This is a genomic window from Rhodopseudomonas palustris (assembly GCF_003226555.1).
GTDB classification, from domain to species: domain Bacteria; phylum Pseudomonadota; class Alphaproteobacteria; order Rhizobiales; family Xanthobacteraceae; genus Rhodopseudomonas; species Rhodopseudomonas palustris_I.
This window is the reverse complement of record NZ_QKQS01000013.1, coordinates 347,329-366,181: the sequence shown is the minus strand read 5'-3', so window position 1 is coordinate 366,181 and position 18,853 is coordinate 347,329. Positions and strand designations below refer to the sequence as shown.

Here is an 18,853-nt window from a genome sequence, read left to right as displayed (position 1 = left end):
GCCGGCACAAGGAGGCGAAATTGTTCGATCTGACAGGCAGAACCGCGCTGGTCACCGGCGCAAGCGGCGGCATCGGCGGCGCGATCGCCCAGGCGCTGCACGGCCAGGGCGCCACCGTGGCGATCTCGGGCACGCGGCGCGAGGCACTGGATGCGCTGGCGGGCAAGCTCGGCGAACGCGTGCACGTGCTGCCGTGCAATCTGTCGGATGCGGCCGACGTCGAGGCTCTGGTGCCGGCGGCGGCCGAGGCGATGGGCGGGCTCGACATCCTGGTATGTAATGCAGGTATCACCCGCGACAATCTGTTCGTGCAATTGCGCGACGAGGATTGGGACGAGGTGATCAAGGTCAATCTCACCGCGACCTTCCGGCTGACGCGCGCCGCCACCAAGCTGATGATGCGCAAGAAGTTCGGCCGCATCATCGCGATCACTTCGGTGGTCGGCGTCACCGGCAACCCGGGGCAGGGCAACTACACGGCCTCGAAGGCCGGCTTGATCGGCATGATCAAGACGCTCGGCGCCGAATACGCCAAACGCAACGTCACGGCGAACTGCATTGCGCCGGGCTTTATCGCCACGCCGATGACCGACGTTCTCAACGACAAGCAGCGCGAAGCGATTCTCGGCAAAGTCCCGGCCGGCCGGCTCGGCAGCCCCGAGGACATCGCCGCCGCGGCGGTTTATCTCAGTTCGAACGAGGCCGCCTACGTCACCGGTCAGACCATTCACGTCAACGGCGGGATGGCGATGATCTGAGGCGATCTGCGAGGCTTTGGCGGCGTGTGCGATCCTGCTCCCGCTGCCCCGGCCTTGTGGTCAATGCATCGGAAGTATGATAACCGAAGCACCGGCGGACAGGCAAAAGAAGGCCATTGCAGGATCTCCAAACCCTGTATATTGGCGATGGGGAGCCTGACGCCTAGTGGTCGGCTTCGACCCGGGGACGGGGGCAAAATCAACACACTTCGCGATGCGACGGGAACTTAGCGAGTTGACGCACCACGATGGCTCGTATCGTCTGTCGGTCGGGTCGAAACGGAACAGCACGGGGTTAAATAGATGAGTGAGATTGGCGAGCGGGTTAAGAAGATCGTGGTCGAACACCTTGGTGTCGAACCCGAGAAAGTGGTCGAGAGCGCCAGCTTCATCGACGATCTCGGTGCGGACAGCCTCGATACCGTCGAACTCGTGATGGCGTTCGAAGAAGAGTTCGGCTGCGAAATTCCGGACGATGCCGCCGAGACGATTCTCACTGTCGGCGACGCCACCAAGTTTCTCGAAAAGAACGCCAAGAGCTGACGCTCCGCGCGATGCAACGGAAGCCGGACGGGCCGCGCGAGTGCGGTCCACCGGCTTCTTGTTTTGCAGTGCGCATTTGATTCCGGAGTGATGGAGATGAGACGGGTTGTCGTCACGGGCCTTGGCATGGTGTCGCCGCTGGGCTGCGGCGTCGAACCAACCTGGAGCCGCGTGCTCGCCGGCGAGAGCGGCGCGCGCAAGATCGACACGTTCGACGTCTCCGACCTTGCCAGTCAGATTGCCTGCGTGATTCCGCGCGGCGACGGCACCGACGGCACTTTCAATGCAGACCAGTGGATGGAGCCGAAAGACCAGCGCAAGGTCGATGACTTCATCGTCTATGCGATGGCTGCGGCTCGCCAGGCGCTCGATGACGCCGGCTGGCATCCTTCCACTGAAGAAGAGCGCTGCGCCTCCGGCGTGCTGATCGGCTCCGGCATCGGCGGCCTGCAGGGCATCGCCGAGACCGCGCTGCTGCTCGAACAACGCGGCCCCCGCCGGATTTCTCCGTTCTTTATTCCCGGTCGCCTGATCAACCTCGCGTCCGGTTACGTTTCGATCGAATTCGGCCTCAAGGGCCCGAACCATTCGGTCGTCACCGCGTGCTCGACCGGCGCACATGCGATCGGTGACGCGTCGCGTTTGATCGCGCTTGGCGACGCCGACGTGATGGTCGCCGGCGGCACCGAATCTCCGATCAGTCGTCTGGCGATGGCCGGTTTTGCCGCAGCGCGGGCGCTGTCGACCGGTTTCAACGATGCGCCGACCAAGGCGTCGCGGCCGTACGACAAGGATCGCGACGGCTTCGTGATGGGCGAGGGTGCCGGCGTCGTCGTTCTCGAAGAGTACGAACACGCCAAGGCGCGCGGCGCGAAGATCTATGCCGAAGTGATCGGCTACGGCATGTCGGGTGACGCCTATCATATCACGGCGCCGAGCTCGGATGGTGACGGCGCGTTTCGCTGCATGAGCGCAGCGATCAAGCGTGGCGGCATCGCGGTGTCGGACATCGACTACATTAACGCGCACGGCACCTCCACGCCGCTCGGGGACGAGATCGAGCTCGGTGCGGCGCAGCGCCTGCTGGGCAACGCGGCCTCGCGGGTGTCGATGTCGTCGACCAAGTCGTCGATCGGACATCTGCTCGGCGCAGCCGGCGCCGTGGAGGCGATCTTCAGCGTGCTGGCGATTCGCGACAACGTCGCGCCGCCGACGATCAATCTCGACAACCCCTCGGTCGAGACTGCGATCGATCTGGTGCCGTGGAAGCCCAGGTCCCGCGAAATCAACGTTGCGTTGTCGAACTCTTTCGGGTTCGGTGGCACTAACGCATCGTTGCTGTTGCAGCGCGTGCCGAACTAGACGCAGTGCGTCTCGTCATCCACCGTTTCGCCGCAATCGCTGCTAAACCCTACGCGGTGCTTTAGTTTCGGAGTATGATCGGTTGCAGCCCTCATCCGCCTGGATAGACTCCCGACGGGACATTGCATCGACGTCGTGATCCCGAATGTCGCCGGCGCGAATTGCGCGGGCCCCAATGCGAGCCGACAGGATTCAGGTTGCACCGATGAGTGACAGGCCGCCGATTTCGCCGAGAAGCCCACGCGCGGCACTCGAGCCGGAGCAGCTTCCGCCGCCCCCGAAGCGGTCGGACCACGCACGCAATCCGCTGGTGATCGTCGGCAATGCGATCATCACGTTCATCGTGGTGGTGATGATCGGCGCCGGCGGCTTGTACGTCTACGGCAAGAACAAGCTCGAAGCACCGGGTCCGCTCGCGCAGGACAAGACCGTCAACATTCCGCAGCGCGCCGGTCTCGACGACATTGCGCAGATCCTGAAGCGGGAAGGTGTGATCGAGGACGGCTGGCTGGTGTTTGCTGGCGGCGTGATTGCGTTGAGAGCCCGTACCGAACTCAAGCCCGGCGAGTATCTGTTCCAGAAGAACGCCAGCCTTCGCGACGTGATCGGCACCATCGTCGAAGGCAAGGTGGTGCAGCATGCGATCACGATTCCGGAAGGGCTGACCTCGGAGCAGATCGTCGAGCGGCTGTCAGATAATCCAATCCTGACCGGAAGCATCCGCGAAATTCCGCGTGAAGGAACATTGCTGCCCGAGACCTACAAGTTTCCCCGGGGAACGCCTCGCGAGCAGGTGCTGCACCGCTTGCAGAGCGCGCAGAAGCGCGTCCTCGCGGAGATCTGGGAGCGCCGCAATCCCGACCTGCCGATCAAGACTCCTGAGCAGTTAGTCACCCTGGCGTCGCTGGTCGAGAAGGAAACCGGCAAGTCGGAAGAGCGCACACGTGTCGCCGCCGTGTTCGTCAATCGCCTGCAACGAAAGATGCGGCTGCAGTCCGATCCGACCATCATCTATGGTCTGGTCGGGGGCAAGGGCACGCTGGGCCGACCGATCAAGCGCAGCGAGATCACGCAGCCGTCGCCTTACAACACCTACGTGATCGACGGACTGCCCCCCGGGCCGATCGCCAATCCAGGCCGCGCCTCGCTGGAAGCTGCAGCCAATCCGGCGCGCACCCGCGATCTGTATTTCGTCGCCGACGGAAGCGGTGGCCACGCGTTCAGCGATACCTACGAGCAGCACCAGAAGAACGTCGCCAAGCTACGGGCGCAAGAGAAGCAGACCCAGAACGATACCGCAGAACCGGAGGAGGCGACGTCGAACTCGGTTGCCCCGGCGACTGAAAACGAACCTTCGGCCACCGCGGCGACGGCCGGCGCACCGAAGGGGAAGGCTGGGACCCAAAAACGTCGTCCGCGCCGTGCTGCGCCTGAGGCGACTACCGAGTAAGTTACACGCGCACGAAGGTTCACATCGCGGCGGCGTTTGGGCTAAGTTCCGCGAAGCCTTTCGGGGCGATTCTCAACCCCAAATCCGGAGACAGTGACGCCATGTCGTTATCGAGCATGACCGGGTTTGCACGCAGCCATGGCTCCAGCGGCCCCTACGTGTTCGAGTGGGAGTTGAAGTCGGTGAACGCCAAGGGCTTCGATTTCCGGATGCGGTTGCCCCCAGGGTGGGACGACATCGAACCAACGGTGCGCAAGCGCGCCGCCGAAGTGTTATCTCGCGGTACGGTGTACGCTAATCTGACCGTGAAACGAGCCAACGCGGCGTCGACCATTCAGATCAATCAAGACGTACTGGCTTCGGTCCTCAAGGTTGCAAGTGAGATCGCCGGCAAGGTCGACGCGGTGGCACCGAGCATCGACGGTCTGCTCGGCATCAAAGGGGTGATCGAGGTGGTCGAGCCCGAGGCTGATGAGGCCGAGGACAAGGCCGCACGCGCAGCTGTCGAAACCAGCTTCATCGAAGCACTGAACAGTCTCGTTGCGATGCGACGGCGCGAGGGCGAGAGTCTCGCCGCGATATTGGCTCAGCGTCTGCAAGAACTCGAAGGGCTTGCCAAGCAGGCCGAGGCCGCGCCGGGCCGCAAGCCGGAAGCGATCAAGGCGAGGCTGGCCGAGCAGATCGCGGCATTGCTCGACACGTCGGATCGCTTCGACGCGGATCGGCTGCATCAGGAAGCGATTATGATGGCGACGAAAGCGGACATCCGCGAGGAGCTCGACCGCATCGCCTCCCACATCGCGCAAAGCCGAGAGATGTTGGACAAGGGCGGTGCTGTGGGCCGCCGGCTCGATTTTCTCGCGCAGGAGTTCAACCGCGAGGTCAATACCTGCTGCTCCAAATCGATTGATCTGGAGCTCACCAATGCGGGGCTGGCGATGAAGAACGTGGTCGAGCAGTTCCGCGAGCAGGTTCAGAATCTGGAGTGAGCATGAGCGACGGAGCGGCGGGCGGACACAACGGTGTCGAGCGGCGCGGCGTAATGTTCGTCCTGTCGTCGCCGTCGGGCGCCGGCAAGACGACGCTGTCGCGAATGCTGGTGAAGGAAGCTGCTGGCCTGCAGATGTCCGTATCGGCCACCACGCGGCCGATGCGGCCGGGGGAAGTCGAAGGACGCGATTACTTCTTCGTCGATCGGCCGAAATTCGACGCGATGGTCGCTGCGGGCGAATTTCTCGAATGGGCAAACGTCTTCGACAATTGCTACGGGACGCCCCGAGCGCCGGTCGAAGCAGCGCTGGCCGCGGGACGTGACGTTCTGTTCGACATCGATTGGCAAGGCACGCAGCAACTTCGCAGCCATGCTCCGAACGACGTCGTCAGCGTGTTCGTGCTGCCGCCCTCGGTGCAGGCGCTCGAGCATCGTCTGCACACGCGCGCCCAAGACAGCCACGACGTCATCCAAGGCCGGATGAAAAAGGCCGGCGACGAGATGAGCCACTACGACGCTTACGACTACATCGTCGTCAACGACAACGTCGGTATCGCATTCGAGTCCGTGAAAGCGATTCTACGTGCCGAGCAGCTCAAGCGTGAGCGTCAGATCGGCATCGACGCTTTCGTTCGCGATATGCGTCAGCAACTCGACGTCTGACCGATCAAGCCGCCGACCGCTTCTGCGCCAATGCCAGCAATTGCTCGATCTCGTCGGCGGCGGGCGCCGGCTCGCGGGCCTTTTCGCCGGCGACGCTGGCCTGGAGGTTGTCGTGGGCAGGCGGATGTGCGGGCACATCGTTCGTGTGAAGGCTGTCGTTGGCAACGTGGCGCTCGCGGGCAGCCTTGATCCAGGCCGGCGGATCGGTCTCTTCTTCCCAGTTCGCGGCCGGACGTTGCTCGGACTTTGTCGCCGCCGCGGCGACAGACGCATCGAGATCGATCGGGCTCGATCGGAAATCGTCAGCATACATGTCTGGCGCGACCTGCTCGGTGTGGCCCGCCCAAAGATCGGGACGTTCGGTGGGATCGCGGCGGACGACCGGCTCGGAGCGGCCGAATTTGACCAGTGCGGCGACGATGCCGCCGGCAACGGCCAGAGCTGCCAGCAGCGCGCCGATCAGTGTGGCGATTGTGCTTGCACTCATCGATGCGTCGGTTGATGCGGCCGGCGTTGATTTGGCCGCGACCTTCGCGGCTCTCCGCAGCTTGTCGGCCGCTTCGGCGGAGACCGGCAGATTCGTGGCCGCCGGCTCCGACCATCGGTCGGTCATCGTTGTCGGCGGTACCGCGGGTGTAGATTGCGGCGCGGGCGCCGCGACTTGCTGACTAGCCTCGGCCGGATTCGCCATCACCGGATCTGGAAACGGCGAGTTCGCTGCGGCCGGAGCCGGATTGCGCTGTTGTGATGGCGCCGCATATTCCGCTCGGGCGTCGGCGACCGAAGAGCGCAGGGGGGCTGCGGTCGGTTGCGCGGACGCTGCCGCAGTCACGGGCTTGGACGAGGTGGTTGCGGCTTCGGCTGCAGTGTCGTCGTTTCCGTCCGCCGCGTTGGTGTCCGCAGGGGCGACCGCCATCGGTGCAGCGTCCAATTTGCGCAAGTACCAGCATTTGCGCTTGTTGGCGTGATCGGTCCGGTAGAACCAATGACTGCCAGCCGGCGTCGGAGCGTTCGGGGCCGAAAGGCAGGTGTCTGCATGCGCCGGGGTGATTGCCGTTGCCGGGACCGCCAGGCTCGCAATGACACTCGCGCCCGCAACGGACAGCAACTTCGCGGATCGGTTGTGCATGGCTTTCCCCAATTCGACACGGACAACGAAAGTCTATTCGCCCGTGTTTTCCGCAAAGAATGGGGTCGCAATATGCCGATAATTCGGTGAGGGTGAGACAATTCGGATCTCGGCATTGCGGGGGAACCCGCAATGCCTGGAGACGGCGATGATTAGTTCGTCAGCATGATGCGGCCAACGACCTTGCCGGCGCGGAGCTGGTCGATCCAGGTTTGCACGTCCTGCATCGGCTCTTCCTTCATCGGCGTCGGCTTGACCTTGCCGTCACGTGCGAGCGCGAGCAGTTCCTTGGTCTCTTCGAGCGTGCCGACCATGAAGCCTTCGACGGTCATGCGCTTGTAGATCCACTGCACCATCGGCAGGCTGAACTGACCGCCCATCAGACCCGACACGACGATCTTGCCGCCGCGCGCCACGGAGCTCACCGCAAAGTTCATCGATTTGTCGTTGCCGGCGAAATCAACCACGCCGTCGAAGCCGCCGTCGGTTTCCTTGAAGATGCGCTTGGCGATATCGGGCTCGGACGGATCATAGGCGACCGCTGCGCCGTTCTTCAGCGCGGTTTCCCGCGCCGCCGGGCTGAGATCAGCCACCGCGATCGGCTGTTTGAACATCGCCTGGGCCAGTGACAGCCCCATCATGCCGACGCCGCCCAAGCCGACCAGCAGTAGATTGCGCTGGCGCGGCCGGTCGACCAGGCGCTTCAATGCACCATACGCAGTGATACCCGAGCACATCAGCGTGGCGGCGACATTGGTCGGAAGCGGGTCGTAGTCGAGCAGATACTTGACGTCAGGCACCAGAACGTGCGTCGCGAAGCCGCCGTCGATCGAAACGCCGAGGAAGCGGTTCTTGGCGCACAGGTTCTCATCGCCGGCGAGGCAGTCACGGCACTTGCCGCAGCCGATCCAGGGAAACACCGCTTTCCTGGTGCCGATCAGATCCTGCGGCGCATCGGGACCGACTTCGGCGACCACGCCGGCGATCTCGTGACCGAGGGTGAACGGCAGCGTCATGCCTCGCGTGGTGTCGAGCTTCTTGCCGCCGCCGAGATCGGCGTAGCCGTCCTGGATGTGTAGGTCGGAATGGCACAGGCCGCAGCGCTCGATCTTCACCAGCACTTCGCGCCCCTGTGGCTTCGGCGCGTCGATGATGGTCTCGCACAGCGGGGCGTCGAATTTCACCAGAGATTGGCGACGCATTTGCGTCATGTCGGGTTTCTCCCTTTCAGGCTTGTGTTCTTATCGCGCGACTATTGGCCAATTCATTCGCCATGGCAACAAACCCGGATATCGGCACGGTCTCGGCTCGCCGAGCCGGATCGATCCCGGCGGCGGCGGTCAGCCGTGCCGGATCGACGCCGAGCGATTTGAGACTCTGACGCAGCATCTTGCGGCGCTGGCCGAACGCCGCGGCTGCGACTTGTTCGAGGGCTGCGCGATCGCAAGGTTCAGGGTGCGCGCGGGGTACCAAGCGTACCACCGACGAGGTCACCTTCGGCGGCGGCACGAAGGCAGACGGCGAAATGTCGAACAGCATCTGCGTCTCTGCACGCCAGTTGGCCAGCACCGCGAGCCGGCCATAGGCGTCGTCATCCTGCTGGGCGACGATGCGCTGCGCCACCTCGCGCTGAAACATCAGCACCATCATCTCGTACCATGGCGGCCAGGGCTCGGCGCATAGCCAGCCGATCAGCAGCGGCGTCGCGATGTTGTAGGGCAGGTTGGCAACGATCCGAGCGCGCTCGCCGTTCAGCAGCGGACGCGGATCGAATTCCATGGCGTCGCCGCTGACGATCTCCAGCCGTCCGGGATAATGCGCGGCGATCTCTTCGAGCGCGCCGAGTGCGCGCTCGTCGCGTTCGATCGCGATCACGCGCTTGGCGCCAGTTGCCAACAGAGCCCGGGTCAGGCCGCCAGGGCCGGGACCGATCTCGACCACGGTGACGCCGTCGAGCGGGCCGGCGGCCCGCGCGATCCGTGCTGTGAGATTGAGATCGAGCAGGAAGTTTTGGCCCAGCGACTTGCGGGCCGCGAGATCATGCCGCCGGATCACCTCGCGCAGCGGCGGCAGATCGTCGATCGCGCTCATGTGGTCTGGGCCGATGCCATTCGCGCGGCCAGCTTCAGTGCGGCGATCAGGCTTGACGGGTTGGCTCGTCCGCTGCCCGCAATGTCGAAAGCGGTGCCGTGGTCAGGCGAGGTGCGGACAAAGGGGAGGCCGAGCGTGACGTTGACACCTTCGTCGAACGCGATTGTCTTGATCGGGATCAGCGCCTGGTCGTGATACATGCAGATCGCGCAGTCGTAGGTGTGTCGGGCGGCGGCGTGAAACATGGTGTCGGCGGGCAGCGGACCCCGCGCATCGACGCCTTCGCCGCGCAGGATTTCCACCGCGGGCGCGACGATGGCCCTGTCCTCGCGGCCGAGCGAGCCGTCCTCGCCGGCGTGCGGATTGAGGCCGGCGAGGGCCAGCCGCGGCTGCGCGATGCCAAACCGGCTGCGCAGGTCCTGCACCACGATCCGCGCGGTGGACACGATCAGCTCGGTGCTGAGCTGGGCGATTGCGTCGCGCAGCGACACATGGATCGTGACCGGCACCACGGCGAGCGACGGGCACCACAGCATCATCACCGGCTGCGGCACAACGCCGTCGCGCTTCGCCAACTCGGCGAGAAATTCGGTATGGCCCGGATAATGGAAGCCGGCCTGGTACAGCACGCTCTTGGCGATCGGATTGGTGACGATCGCTGCCGCGCGGCCTTCACTCACGTCGGCGACGGCCTGTTCGATCGAGGCGACCGCCGAAGCGGCGCTGGAGCCGTCCGGCCTGCCGGGCGCCGCCGTTGCTTTCAATCCGGTCGGGACGACCGGGAGGGCGTCTGCGAAGGCCGATACGGCATCCTGGGGGCGGATTTCGGCAATGGCGACGTCGAGACCGAGCACGGCAGCGCGGCGCGCGACACTGCCGGCGTCACCGACGACGTAGAACGGGGGGATATCGTGTCGCTTTCGCTGTAGCCAAGCCGCCAGCGTGATATCGGGGCCGATACCCGCGGGCTCGCCTAGCGTCAGCGCCAGTGGTTTTGCCATTTCGGTCCACATCGTTTTCACGTCGCCGACGCAGCATGCGAAAGGCAGTTCCGCCGACGATCAGCGCTGCTCGATCATCGCAGACTTGCGGACTTCCTGCAGATATTCCTTCGACTTCGCCGTGAACTTCTCGGCGAAGATCTTCTCACGGATCTCGCGCTTCCGTGGGGTGTCCGCGGTCGACGCTTTGCGTCCGCACAACGCCACCATCTCAATTCCCTGTTTGGTCACTTCAGGAGCAGTGAGGTGGCCGACTGGGGTCTTGTCGAGGATGTCGCGCAGGGCCTGAGGTAGGTCGGCGGACGTCTTGACGACGGTTCCGCGGATCGCCGCATTCGGTAGCGCCTTGAACAGTCGGTCGGCCTCTTGGCAACTCGAGACCCGACCACGAAGCTGCTCAGCTTCCTTGCGGCGAGCATCGATCGATCCGGAGCCGCGCGAGACGATCATCACGATCGGCCGAAGTTGATACTCGTAGCTTTCGACCGCCTTGGAGTCGTCATTGCCCTTGAGCTGCGACTGAATCTCGCGCTCGCTGACCTGAAGACTGTCCTTGAAGCGTCCACGCACCAAGCTGCTCCAGACCATTTCGGCCTTGATGCGCGACTTCAGCGTGTCGGGGCGAATTCCCTGAGCCGCCAGCATTTTCGTCATTTGCGCGGGCGTCATCCGCATCCGTGATGCCATCGAAGCGAAAGACGAGTCGATGTCTGAATCGGTGGGATTGACGCCGTACTTCTTGGCTTCCTTGATCTTGACCTTCTCGTCGATCAGATCATCCAGCACCTGCTGCCGAGTGTCGTTCTTGTGAGACAGCCGGTTCAGTTTCGCGCGCTGCTCGATGTCGAAACTGGTGATCGGTTCTCCGTTCACCATGACGACCACCGACTGCGCCCGCGTCGCGACCGTTCCAAGACCGGGGATTGCCACCGCGCAGCACAGTGCCAAGCCGAGGATACGAAGGAAGAGCTTGATCGTCATAGGTCGCGTTTACCTCACAGCCGCAGGGATGTTGGGTCGTCGCGCGCCGGAAAGACAGTTCAGGCCCGCGCAGCGCGCGTTATTGGCTGAACATGCCGCTCGATGCACCAGACACACTCTGCTGCATCGCTGTCATGCCGATCGTCCTCAGCCCGAGCTGCAGCATGACGGAGTGAGTGAGCGTCGGCGTGGTTCCGTAGTTGGCGTACGAATATCCGGTCACATAGTTGACCGCCAACACGAAGCAGTCATCAACGTAGCCTGCCCCGACGATATACTGATTGATCCGGTTGGCCTCAAGGTCCCAACGGGCGCCGCCGGACACCACCCAATTGGAGGCAAGCTTGAAAGTTCCGGTTCCCAGAATGCCCTGGCGACGAGTCAGGAAGCCGAGATCCGGCTGCTCCGCGTAGTTGCCGTAGATCATGCTCACCGACCAGCGATTGAAGCTGGCGCTGGCCTCGGCTTCGAACCGCTCGACGTTGAACGTCGCTTCATTGAAGCGGGCGCGGGTGGTGAACTTGTAGGTCGAGTTCGGCGAGTACGATACCCGGCCGACATAGTCGGACTTCGGCTTGGCCAGGCCCGAGTCGAGACCGGTGTTTGTTGCATCAGCGACAGCAAACGAATTCAGGCCGAACAACTGATAGGACTGGCCGAACAGCACGTTGATCGAGCCGCCCTGATCGAACTGCGTCGTCGCCTGAATGCCGACGTTGGCGCGACCACCGCCTTCGACGCGGTCGTAGCCGGAGAACTTGTCGACGCTGAACAGATTGCTGGTGTCGAACACCATGGTCTGCGCGTCTTCGTTCGGCAGCTTGCCGGCGTAGGACTCGTTCGGGCGGATGATCACTTGCGCGATCGGCTCGATCGTGGTCGTGCCCCACGGCTGCACGTTGATGAACGGGTAGCGATATTCGAGGCCGACGGTCGGCATCAGCCGCATCGTCTGAGTATCGCCAGGGGTCAGATAGTTCGACACGCCCGGCTGGTTCGAGATCGAAGCGTCGATCGCATCGGCGCGCAGCGAAGCGAACGGCGTCCAGATCTGACCATAGGGATCGGTGAACGAACGCCGCCAGTCGGCCTGCGCGGTCAGCCGCGTATAGGTGCCGGGAACGCCGCGCAACAGACAGCTCGACGGCAGTCGGGCCGCCGGGTCGGCAGAGGTGTTGAGGCACAGCCCGGTGGTGTTCGCGATCGTCGTGACCGGATCGAACTGCGCGGTCTGCCGGCTCAGGCTGGTCAGGTTGAACTTGTAGCTGAACTCACCGCCGAAGATGTTCTGATCGAGCGTCTTCGAATAGTCGAGCACCGGGTGGATGACCGGGATCTGGCCCTGAATGTCCGCAGCGGCCCAGCCGAGATAATAGATCGCGCGAATGTCGAAATACGACCGGTTGCCGACGCCGGTCAGATAGATCTGCGAGGTCGCCTCGGTCGTCTGGTTGAGGAACGTGCCCCAGCTGTCGCGATACTGCGCAAGCCGATAGTCGAGGAAGAACGCGCGATCGGACATCAGCACGCCTTCCCAGCCCCATACCCACTTGTCGTTGAGGGCGAACTGGCCCTGGGTATCGACGGCGCCGCGAAGGTCGCGGTTGCCAGGACCGCTGCCGAACGCGGCGGGATCGGACTGGTTGATGCCGTAGGCGCGGATCTGGTAGGCGCCGTCCAGCAGCCGCTGCCGGAACTCGCCCTGCATCAGCAGGCCCTGCTTGGTGGTGATGCGCGGCGTCAGCGTGACGTCGTAGTCGGGCGCCAGCGCCCAATAGAACGGAATTTCGAAACCGGAGCCGAACGTGGTGTTGCTGCTATAGAACGGCATCAGGAAGCCGGTCTTGCGCTTCACCGTCGGATCGGGCGTCGACAGATACGGCATGTACGCCAGCGGGACGCCGAAGAACTCGATTCGGGCGTCCTCGAAATACAGCATCTTGTCGGTTTGGTCGTGGATGATCCGGGCGCCCTTGACCTGCCACAGCGGCGGCTTCTTCGGATCGTCCTTGCAAGGCGCGCAGGCGGTGTACACGCCGTTCTGAAACACGTTGTAGCTGCCGCCGGTGCGGTCTGCGCGCGAGGCGGCGATTCGGGTGTCCTGCGCGGTGTCGACGCGCAGCGAGTCGACGAAGCCGTCGCGATAATCGTCCGACAGATCGAGGAAGTTGGCGTAGGTGATCTTGCCGTCCGCATCGGTCATGCGGACGTTTCCTTCCGCGCGCAGCCGTTTGGTGTCCTGGTCGTAGACCAGCCGATCGGCTTCGACGGTGGTGCCGTTGTAGTACATCTGCACGTTGCCGACCGCGGCGACGCGCTTGTTGTTGTAGTCGTAATTGACCTCGGTGGCCTGAACCAGCATCTGGCCGTTATTGGCCGCGGGCGGCGGCCTTGGCCGGGCAGGGCGCGGATTGTAGTTGTAGCTCTGGGCGGAGGCGGAATCGATCGCGACAGCCTGCATCCCGCCCGCAAGCGCGAGCACGGCGAACGGCGTCAGCAATACGGCCGTGACCACACGCTCGCGGCGCACCTTGGTGCGCCGACGCTTGGTCGACAGCTTTCCACGGAGGGCGGCCATCTCAGCCACTATCCGTCCTCCTGATAGAGCAGGGCCAAAAATCCAGCGAGACCGCCCACACACACAGGCAACCACGCCGCAGCAAGCGGATGCATCAATTCAGCCTTGCTCAAGTCCTCAGTCACTTTCGACAGGATATAGAGCAGAAAGCCTGCCGCCACGCCACTCAAAACCATCTTTTGCACGCCGCCGAAACGGAAGAATCGCAAGCTGACAGAAGCAGCTAGCATGACCATCGCGGCCAACAAAAACGGCTTTGCCAGCAGCTTGTGATACTGCAGGCGGTAGCCCGCCGTTGCGAAACCGGAGTTTTCCGAGGATTTGATGTAGGACGGAAGTTGCCAAAAAGACACACTTTCCGGCGTGGCAAAGCTGTTCCGAACCTGCGCAAGGGTGAGGGATGTCGGCAACTCGAGCGTGTCTTGATCGACCGGAGCGCCTTCCAGCGTATAACGGCGCACGTTCTTCAGCAGCCAATGGCCTGGCTCCAGCACGGCCTCGCGCGCCTCGATTCGGTCCTTGAACTGGAAATCCGGCTCGAAGCGAAACACGGTGATGCCGGTCAGGACCGCGCCCTGCTGTTGGCTGCGCGCGGCGTTGATGATCGCCTGGCCATCGGCATTGACCTGATTCATCCAAAAGCCGTTGGCGTCCTGCAGCCCCCCGGTGTTCTCGCCGAACATTTCGGCTTCCATTTGTTTGGCCCGCTCCTGCATGTGCGCAGACAGCGGATTGAACACCGCGGTGGCGAAGATCCCGATCGCAATGGCGCTCCACAATGCCGGCGAGATGAACTCCCAGGCCGAAAGTCCTGCGGCCCGCGCCACCACCAGTTCGAGACTGCGCGACAGCGCCAGGTAGCAGGTCATGCCTCCGATCAGGATGCAGAACGGCAGCAGCCGCTCCAGCAGTTGCGGCACCCGGCAGAACGACGCCTGCGCCACATAGAAGGCCGACACGGCAAGGCCGCCGGCGCGACGCAGCAGGTCGATATAGTCGACGAACACCAGCAGCACGAACAGCCCGAAGAAGACGCCGAGCGAGGCGATCACAAAGCGGCGGGCGAAATAGCGTCCGAGCGTGTTGACGACCATCATGCGCTCCGCATCAGGCCGCCGCCGGGCGCCGGATCAACCGGAGCAGCGAGGCGTTGAAGCTGTTGAGCGCCTCGGTCAGCCGCACCGGCGGTTCGATCACGACGTTGCGCTTGATCAGCCACAGGCAGGCCGCGATCGCGACCGCCAGCAGCAGATATTGCAGTCCCGCGACGTAGGGCGTCTTGTTGGCGATCACCGACAACGCAAACCCCGCCAGCCGCACCAAGAAGGCGACCAGCACCGCACCGATCATCGAGAAGGTCCGACTCTGCCGCGTCGTCCGGGCCAGGCCGAGAAACGCGAACGCCACCGTGGCAAAGAAGAAGGGGTAGATCGGGGCGAGCAGGCGGTCGTGCATCTCCGACCGGAACTCGGTCGGCAGGCGCGCCAGCAGCGGATCGTTGGCCGGCGGCCACAGCAATTCCCACAGATATCGCTCGCGGATTCCGTAGGAGACGTCGCGGGCGCGGGAGAATTTCGACATGTCGAATGCATAGCGGCTGAAGGCGACCAGGGCCGGCTCCTGCTTGCCGGTCTGGAAACGCTCGAGATGGCCGTCTTCCAAGACCAGGAAAGAACCTTTCTCGTTCTTCAGGACGGTGCCGTGATCGGCGATGATGCTGACCCGCTCGTTCGGGTCTCGGGCGTCGTCGATAAACACCCCGACCAGCATGCCTCCGGGCTGCCTCTCGCGGACACGGATCGTCAGGCCGGGCTCGAGCTGCGCGAAGCGGCCGGGTTGCAGCACATTGGCGAGCACGTCGGCGGTGATTTCGCTGTCCCAGCGTGCAATCCGGCGAAGACCGTCCGGCGCGATATAGGCGCCGATCACGATCACCAGCGCAGCCACCACCAGCGTTGCGTAGAAGAACGGTCGGAACAGCCGGATCGGCGACAGTCCGGCGGCATTCATCACGATGATTTCCGAATCGGTCGCAAGCCGGCTCAGGGTGTGGGCCACCGCGATCATCAACGCGATCGGCGCGATCACCAGCACCAGCACGGGGACGGCGAGGCCGGTCAGGCCGAGGAACGTGACGATGGTCTGGCCCTGGCTGGTCATCAAATCGATGCCGCGCAGCGCCTGGGTGATCCAGATCACACCCGTCAGGCTACCCATCACCACCGCAAACGAAATCAGCGTCGTGCGGAAGATATAGCTGTCGATGGAGCCCATCGCCTCAGTACGATCCCCTTGGATCCGGTTCTAACGGCCGCCCGGATTCATGATGAATCCTCCCCAGGGCGGAAGGTCCGACCTTGTCCCAGGTTGCCATTACCATCTGTCTGATCTGTCAACAAAATGGCCGTGCCGCGGCGCACTGGGGATATGGTTAACGGACCCCGACTGCGGCCGGAAGACCACAGATTCTGATCGCGCGCAATGAAACCAAGCGCCGACTCGCCCGCCGCGCCTTGTGCCTGTGCACCAATCTGCTGGCCGGCCGGGACGCAATCCACTTTCCCGTGAAAGCTGCGCAGCTTAGCGATGTTGTCTTGACTTGACGCCTCAACGCTCCAAAACAACGGCTTTGGACCCGCGCCTGCCGGACCGTTTTCGCCGACAGCCCGTTTTTTGGAGGAATGCCAATGCCCGACGCCGTCAAGGTCGGTTTCGTCCCGTTTTCTGCGCCCGCGCGCGGCACGCTGATCGTGTTCTGTGACGACGCGCTGAAGTTCGGCTCGGCGGCGACCAAGGCATTGGGCGTGGCGGTCGCGACCGTCAAGCGCGCCGTCGCGAGCAGCCAGTTCAAGGGCAAGTCCGGTTCGGCCTTGGATCTGCTTGCGCCGGAGGGGCTGAAGGCCGGGCGGCTGATCGTGATCGGCACCGGCAAGGTCGGATCGATCAAGGATTACGACCTGCTGAAGCTCGGTGGCACGGTCGCCGGCAAGATCGGCGCCGCGGATACGGACGTCACGGTGATCGCGGATCTTCCCGGCGGAGCAATGCAGCCGGAGCAGGCGGGGACGCTGGCGTCAGGCATCCGGCTGCGGGCGTACAAGTTCGATCGCTACAAGACCAAGAAGAAGGACGACGATGCCGGCGCGCTGAACGCCAGCGTGTCGATTGCGGTGGCGGATCCGGCTGCGGCGAAGAAGGCCTTCACACCGGACAGCCACGTCGTCGACGGCGTGATCCTGGCGCGCGAACTCGTCAACGAGCCGCCGAACGTGCTGTATCCGGAAGAGTTCGCCAAGCGCGCGGCGCAGCTCAAGAAGCTCGGCGTCGAGGTGCAGATCCTCGACGTCAAGGCGATGACCCAACTCAAGATGGGCGCACTGCTCGGCGTGTCGCAGGGCTCGGCGCATCCCGGCCGCACTGTGATCATGCGGTGGAACGGCGGTAAGAAGAGCGAGCAGCCGCTGGCCTTCGTCGGCAAGGGCGTCTGCTTCGACACCGGCGGCATTTCGATCAAGCCGTCGGCCAGCATGGAAGACATGAAGGGTGACATGGGCGGCGCCGCCTGTGTCGTCGGCCTGATGCATGCGCTCGCTGCCCGCAAGGCCAAGGTCAATGTCGTCGGCGCGATCGGCCTCGTCGAGAACATGCCGGACGGCAATGCCCAGCGCCCCGGTGACATCGTCACCTCGATGTCGGGGCAGACCATCGAAATCATCAACACCGATGCCGAAGGCCGCTTGGTCCTGGCCGACGTGCTTTGGTACGTGGCGCAGAAGCACAAGCCGAAATTCATGGTGGATCTGGCGACGCTGACCGGCGCCATCATGGTCGCGCTCGGCACCGACTACGCAGGCCTGTTCTCCAACAACGATCAGCTTGCGGAACGTCTGACCGCGGTCGGCCAGTCGACCGGCGAGAAGGTGTGGCGCATGCCGCTCGGACCGGAATACGACAAGCAGATCGACTCCCAGTTCGCCGACATGAAGAACACCGGCTCGCGCAATGGCGGCTCGATCACTGCGGCGCAATTCCTGCAGCGATTTGTGGACGGGACGCCATGGGCACATCTTGATATCGCCGGCACCGCGATGGGGGCGCCGAAGAACGACATCAATCAGAGCTGGGGCTCGGGCTACGGCGTCCGGCTGCTCAATCAGCTCGTGGCGGAGTATTACGAATCCAAGAAGTAATAGCACCGCGATGACCGAAGTGCTGTTCTACCACCTGCAAGGCAGGACCATCGAACAGGTGCTGCCGCCGCTGCTCGAGAAATCGCTCGCGCGCGGCTGGCGGGTGGTGGTGCAGTCGACCTCGGAGGAAAGGGCTGATGCGCTCGATTCTCACCTGTGGACCTATCGTGAGGATTCGTTTCTGCCGCATGCCACTTGGCGTGCGGCGGATGCGGCGCATCAGCCGATTCTACTGATTGCGGGTGAGGGCAGACCGAACGAGGCTCATGTTCGGTTCCTGGTCGACAACGCTGCGCTACCAGCGGATTCGGACAGCTACGAGAGAATTGTCCTACTGTTTAACGGCGAGGACGACGAAGCGGTGGCGCTGGCTCGCGACGCCTGGAAACAGTGCAAAGCGCGTGCGTTCGACGTCACTTATTGGCAGGCCGACGAGGCCGGTCGTTGGCAGCGGCGAGACTAAGAGGTGTGGATGGTGCCGCCACTTTCCAGGGGATCTGGGAGGTGGTCACGGTGGCGCCGTAAATCGATGATTGGACAAGAGCTTAAGATGTCTGTTGGGGCGCGTTCGACCGTGTATCAGAAGTTTTCCGTCCGACCATTGTTCGTTGCGCTCGCGGTTGCGACGCCGTTGTTGGCGGGCTGTTCCGGGACCCCGGAATTCCTCTCGCGTGATGCGGAGTGGTTCTCACGCTCGGGTCGGGTGTTCATCAAGAATATCTCGATCGAAACCCCGCCGCTCACGCCGGACAAGCCGATCACTCCTGACGATCTCATTAGTGCCGATGGCCGCTGCTCGGGTATGGCGCCCCCTCCGGGCGACCCCAATGCCCCGCAGGATGGTCAGGTCGCACCTCTCTCGCAAGGCGGAACCGTTGCGCTCGGCCACACCGAATGCGACGTCGCGCGCGGGATTGGGGCGCCGGATCACGTTAGCCTCTCGAACAATGAGCGCGGCGACCGTTCGGTGGTTCTGACCTATAACCGCGGACCGCGTCCCGGCATCTACACCTTCACCGCAGGCCGCCTGACTTCGATCGAGCGGGTCCAGGAGACTGCGCCGGAGCGCAAGCCGACGCGGGCGAAGCGGCGAAGCGCGCATTCGGGGTAGTCGCG

The 18,853-nt window shown here is 63.6% G+C and carries 17 protein-coding genes; 9 read left to right on the top strand and 8 right to left on the bottom strand.

Annotated features, from left to right (window positions below; translation table 11 throughout):
* Positions 1 to 20 precede the first annotated feature (20 nt).
* From fabG to gmk, 6 genes are all read left to right on the top strand, one after another.
* A complete protein-coding gene (gene fabG, locus DNX69_RS09405) occupies positions 21 to 758 on the top strand; it encodes a 3-oxoacyl-[acyl-carrier-protein] reductase (protein WP_110785731.1) in 738 nt (245 codons plus the stop codon).
* 303 nt (positions 759 to 1,061) lie between these two features.
* Complete coding sequence (locus DNX69_RS09400) at positions 1,062 to 1,301, top strand: acyl carrier protein (RefSeq protein WP_009799564.1); 240 nt, start codon at positions 1,062 to 1,064, stop codon at positions 1,299 to 1,301.
* 96 nt (positions 1,302 to 1,397) lie between these two features.
* The gene (gene fabF / locus DNX69_RS09395; RefSeq protein ID WP_110786046.1) at positions 1,398 to 2,663 is read left to right on the top strand and encodes a beta-ketoacyl-ACP synthase II; all 1,266 of its coding nucleotides are present in this window, start codon (positions 1,398 to 1,400) and stop codon (positions 2,661 to 2,663) included.
* 205 nt (positions 2,664 to 2,868) lie between these two features.
* Positions 2,869 to 4,113 carry an endolytic transglycosylase MltG gene (gene mltG, locus DNX69_RS09390; protein ID WP_110785730.1) on the top strand — a complete coding sequence of 415 codons (1,245 nt, stop codon included), beginning with the start codon at positions 2,869 to 2,871 and terminating at the stop codon, positions 4,111 to 4,113.
* A 101-nt stretch (positions 4,114 to 4,214) separates the two neighbouring features.
* Positions 4,215 to 5,102: a YicC/YloC family endoribonuclease gene (locus tag DNX69_RS09385; protein WP_110785729.1), complete on the top strand. Its 888-nt coding sequence runs from the start codon at positions 4,215 to 4,217 to the stop codon at positions 5,100 to 5,102.
* A gap of 2 nt (positions 5,103 to 5,104) precedes the next feature.
* Positions 5,105 to 5,767, top strand: a complete 663-nt coding sequence (gmk, locus tag DNX69_RS09380) for a guanylate kinase (protein ID WP_110785728.1) — start codon at positions 5,105 to 5,107, stop codon at positions 5,765 to 5,767.
* Between the two features lie 4 nt (positions 5,768 to 5,771).
* Here the strand turns inward: gmk and DNX69_RS26595 are convergent, their stop codons facing one another.
* From DNX69_RS26595 to lptF, 8 genes are all read right to left on the bottom strand, one after another.
* Positions 5,772 to 6,458 carry a hypothetical protein gene (locus tag DNX69_RS26595; RefSeq protein ID WP_234826907.1) on the bottom strand — a complete coding sequence of 229 codons (687 nt, stop codon included), beginning with the start codon at positions 6,456 to 6,458 and terminating at the stop codon, positions 5,772 to 5,774.
* 590 nt (positions 6,459 to 7,048) lie between these two features.
* Positions 7,049 to 8,107, bottom strand: a complete 1,059-nt coding sequence (locus DNX69_RS09370) for an alcohol dehydrogenase (protein ID WP_110785726.1) — start codon at positions 8,105 to 8,107, stop codon at positions 7,049 to 7,051.
* Positions 8,108 to 8,123: 16 nt separating this feature from the next.
* Positions 8,124 to 8,987, bottom strand: a complete 864-nt coding sequence (gene rsmA / locus DNX69_RS09365; protein ID WP_110785725.1) for a 16S rRNA (adenine(1518)-N(6)/adenine(1519)-N(6))-dimethyltransferase RsmA — start codon at positions 8,985 to 8,987, stop codon at positions 8,124 to 8,126.
* Complete coding sequence (pdxA, locus tag DNX69_RS09360; protein WP_425327300.1) at positions 8,984 to 10,000, bottom strand: 4-hydroxythreonine-4-phosphate dehydrogenase PdxA; 1,017 nt, start codon at positions 9,998 to 10,000, stop codon at positions 8,984 to 8,986. The genes rsmA and pdxA overlap by 4 nt, the downstream gene beginning before the upstream one ends.
* Before the next feature lie 48 nt (positions 10,001 to 10,048).
* Positions 10,049 to 10,969, bottom strand: a complete 921-nt coding sequence (locus DNX69_RS09355; protein ID WP_110785724.1) for a SurA N-terminal domain-containing protein — start codon at positions 10,967 to 10,969, stop codon at positions 10,049 to 10,051.
* A 79-nt stretch (positions 10,970 to 11,048) separates the two neighbouring features.
* Positions 11,049 to 13,547 carry an LPS-assembly protein LptD gene (locus DNX69_RS09350; RefSeq protein WP_165825234.1) on the bottom strand — a complete coding sequence of 833 codons (2,499 nt, stop codon included), beginning with the start codon at positions 13,545 to 13,547 and terminating at the stop codon, positions 11,049 to 11,051.
* An 8-nt stretch (positions 13,548 to 13,555) separates the two neighbouring features.
* On the bottom strand, positions 13,556 to 14,641 hold the full coding sequence (gene lptG, locus DNX69_RS09345) for an LPS export ABC transporter permease LptG (protein ID WP_110786044.1): 1,086 nt from the start codon (positions 14,639 to 14,641) through the stop codon (positions 13,556 to 13,558).
* A 13-nt stretch (positions 14,642 to 14,654) separates the two neighbouring features.
* Positions 14,655 to 15,821 (bottom strand): LPS export ABC transporter permease LptF, encoded by a 1,167-nt coding sequence (gene lptF / locus DNX69_RS09340; RefSeq protein WP_110785722.1) that lies wholly within the window; start codon positions 15,819 to 15,821, stop codon positions 14,655 to 14,657.
* Positions 15,822 to 16,234: 413 nt separating this feature from the next.
* Between lptF and DNX69_RS09335 the strand changes: the two genes are divergently transcribed.
* The 3 genes from DNX69_RS09335 to DNX69_RS09325 all read left to right on the top strand — a co-directional run bounded on the left by DNX69_RS09335 (position 16,235) and on the right by DNX69_RS09325 (position 18,848).
* Positions 16,235 to 17,737, top strand: a complete 1,503-nt coding sequence (locus DNX69_RS09335; protein ID WP_110785721.1) for a leucyl aminopeptidase — start codon at positions 16,235 to 16,237, stop codon at positions 17,735 to 17,737.
* A gap of 10 nt (positions 17,738 to 17,747) precedes the next feature.
* Positions 17,748 to 18,200, top strand: coding sequence for a DNA polymerase III subunit chi (locus DNX69_RS09330; RefSeq protein ID WP_110785720.1), 453 nt, complete (start codon positions 17,748 to 17,750; stop codon positions 18,198 to 18,200).
* A 111-nt stretch (positions 18,201 to 18,311) separates the two neighbouring features.
* Entirely contained in the window at positions 18,312 to 18,848 is a 537-nt protein-coding gene (locus tag DNX69_RS09325) for a hypothetical protein (RefSeq protein ID WP_110785719.1), read from the top strand.
* The last annotated feature ends 5 nt before the right edge of the window (positions 18,849 to 18,853 follow it).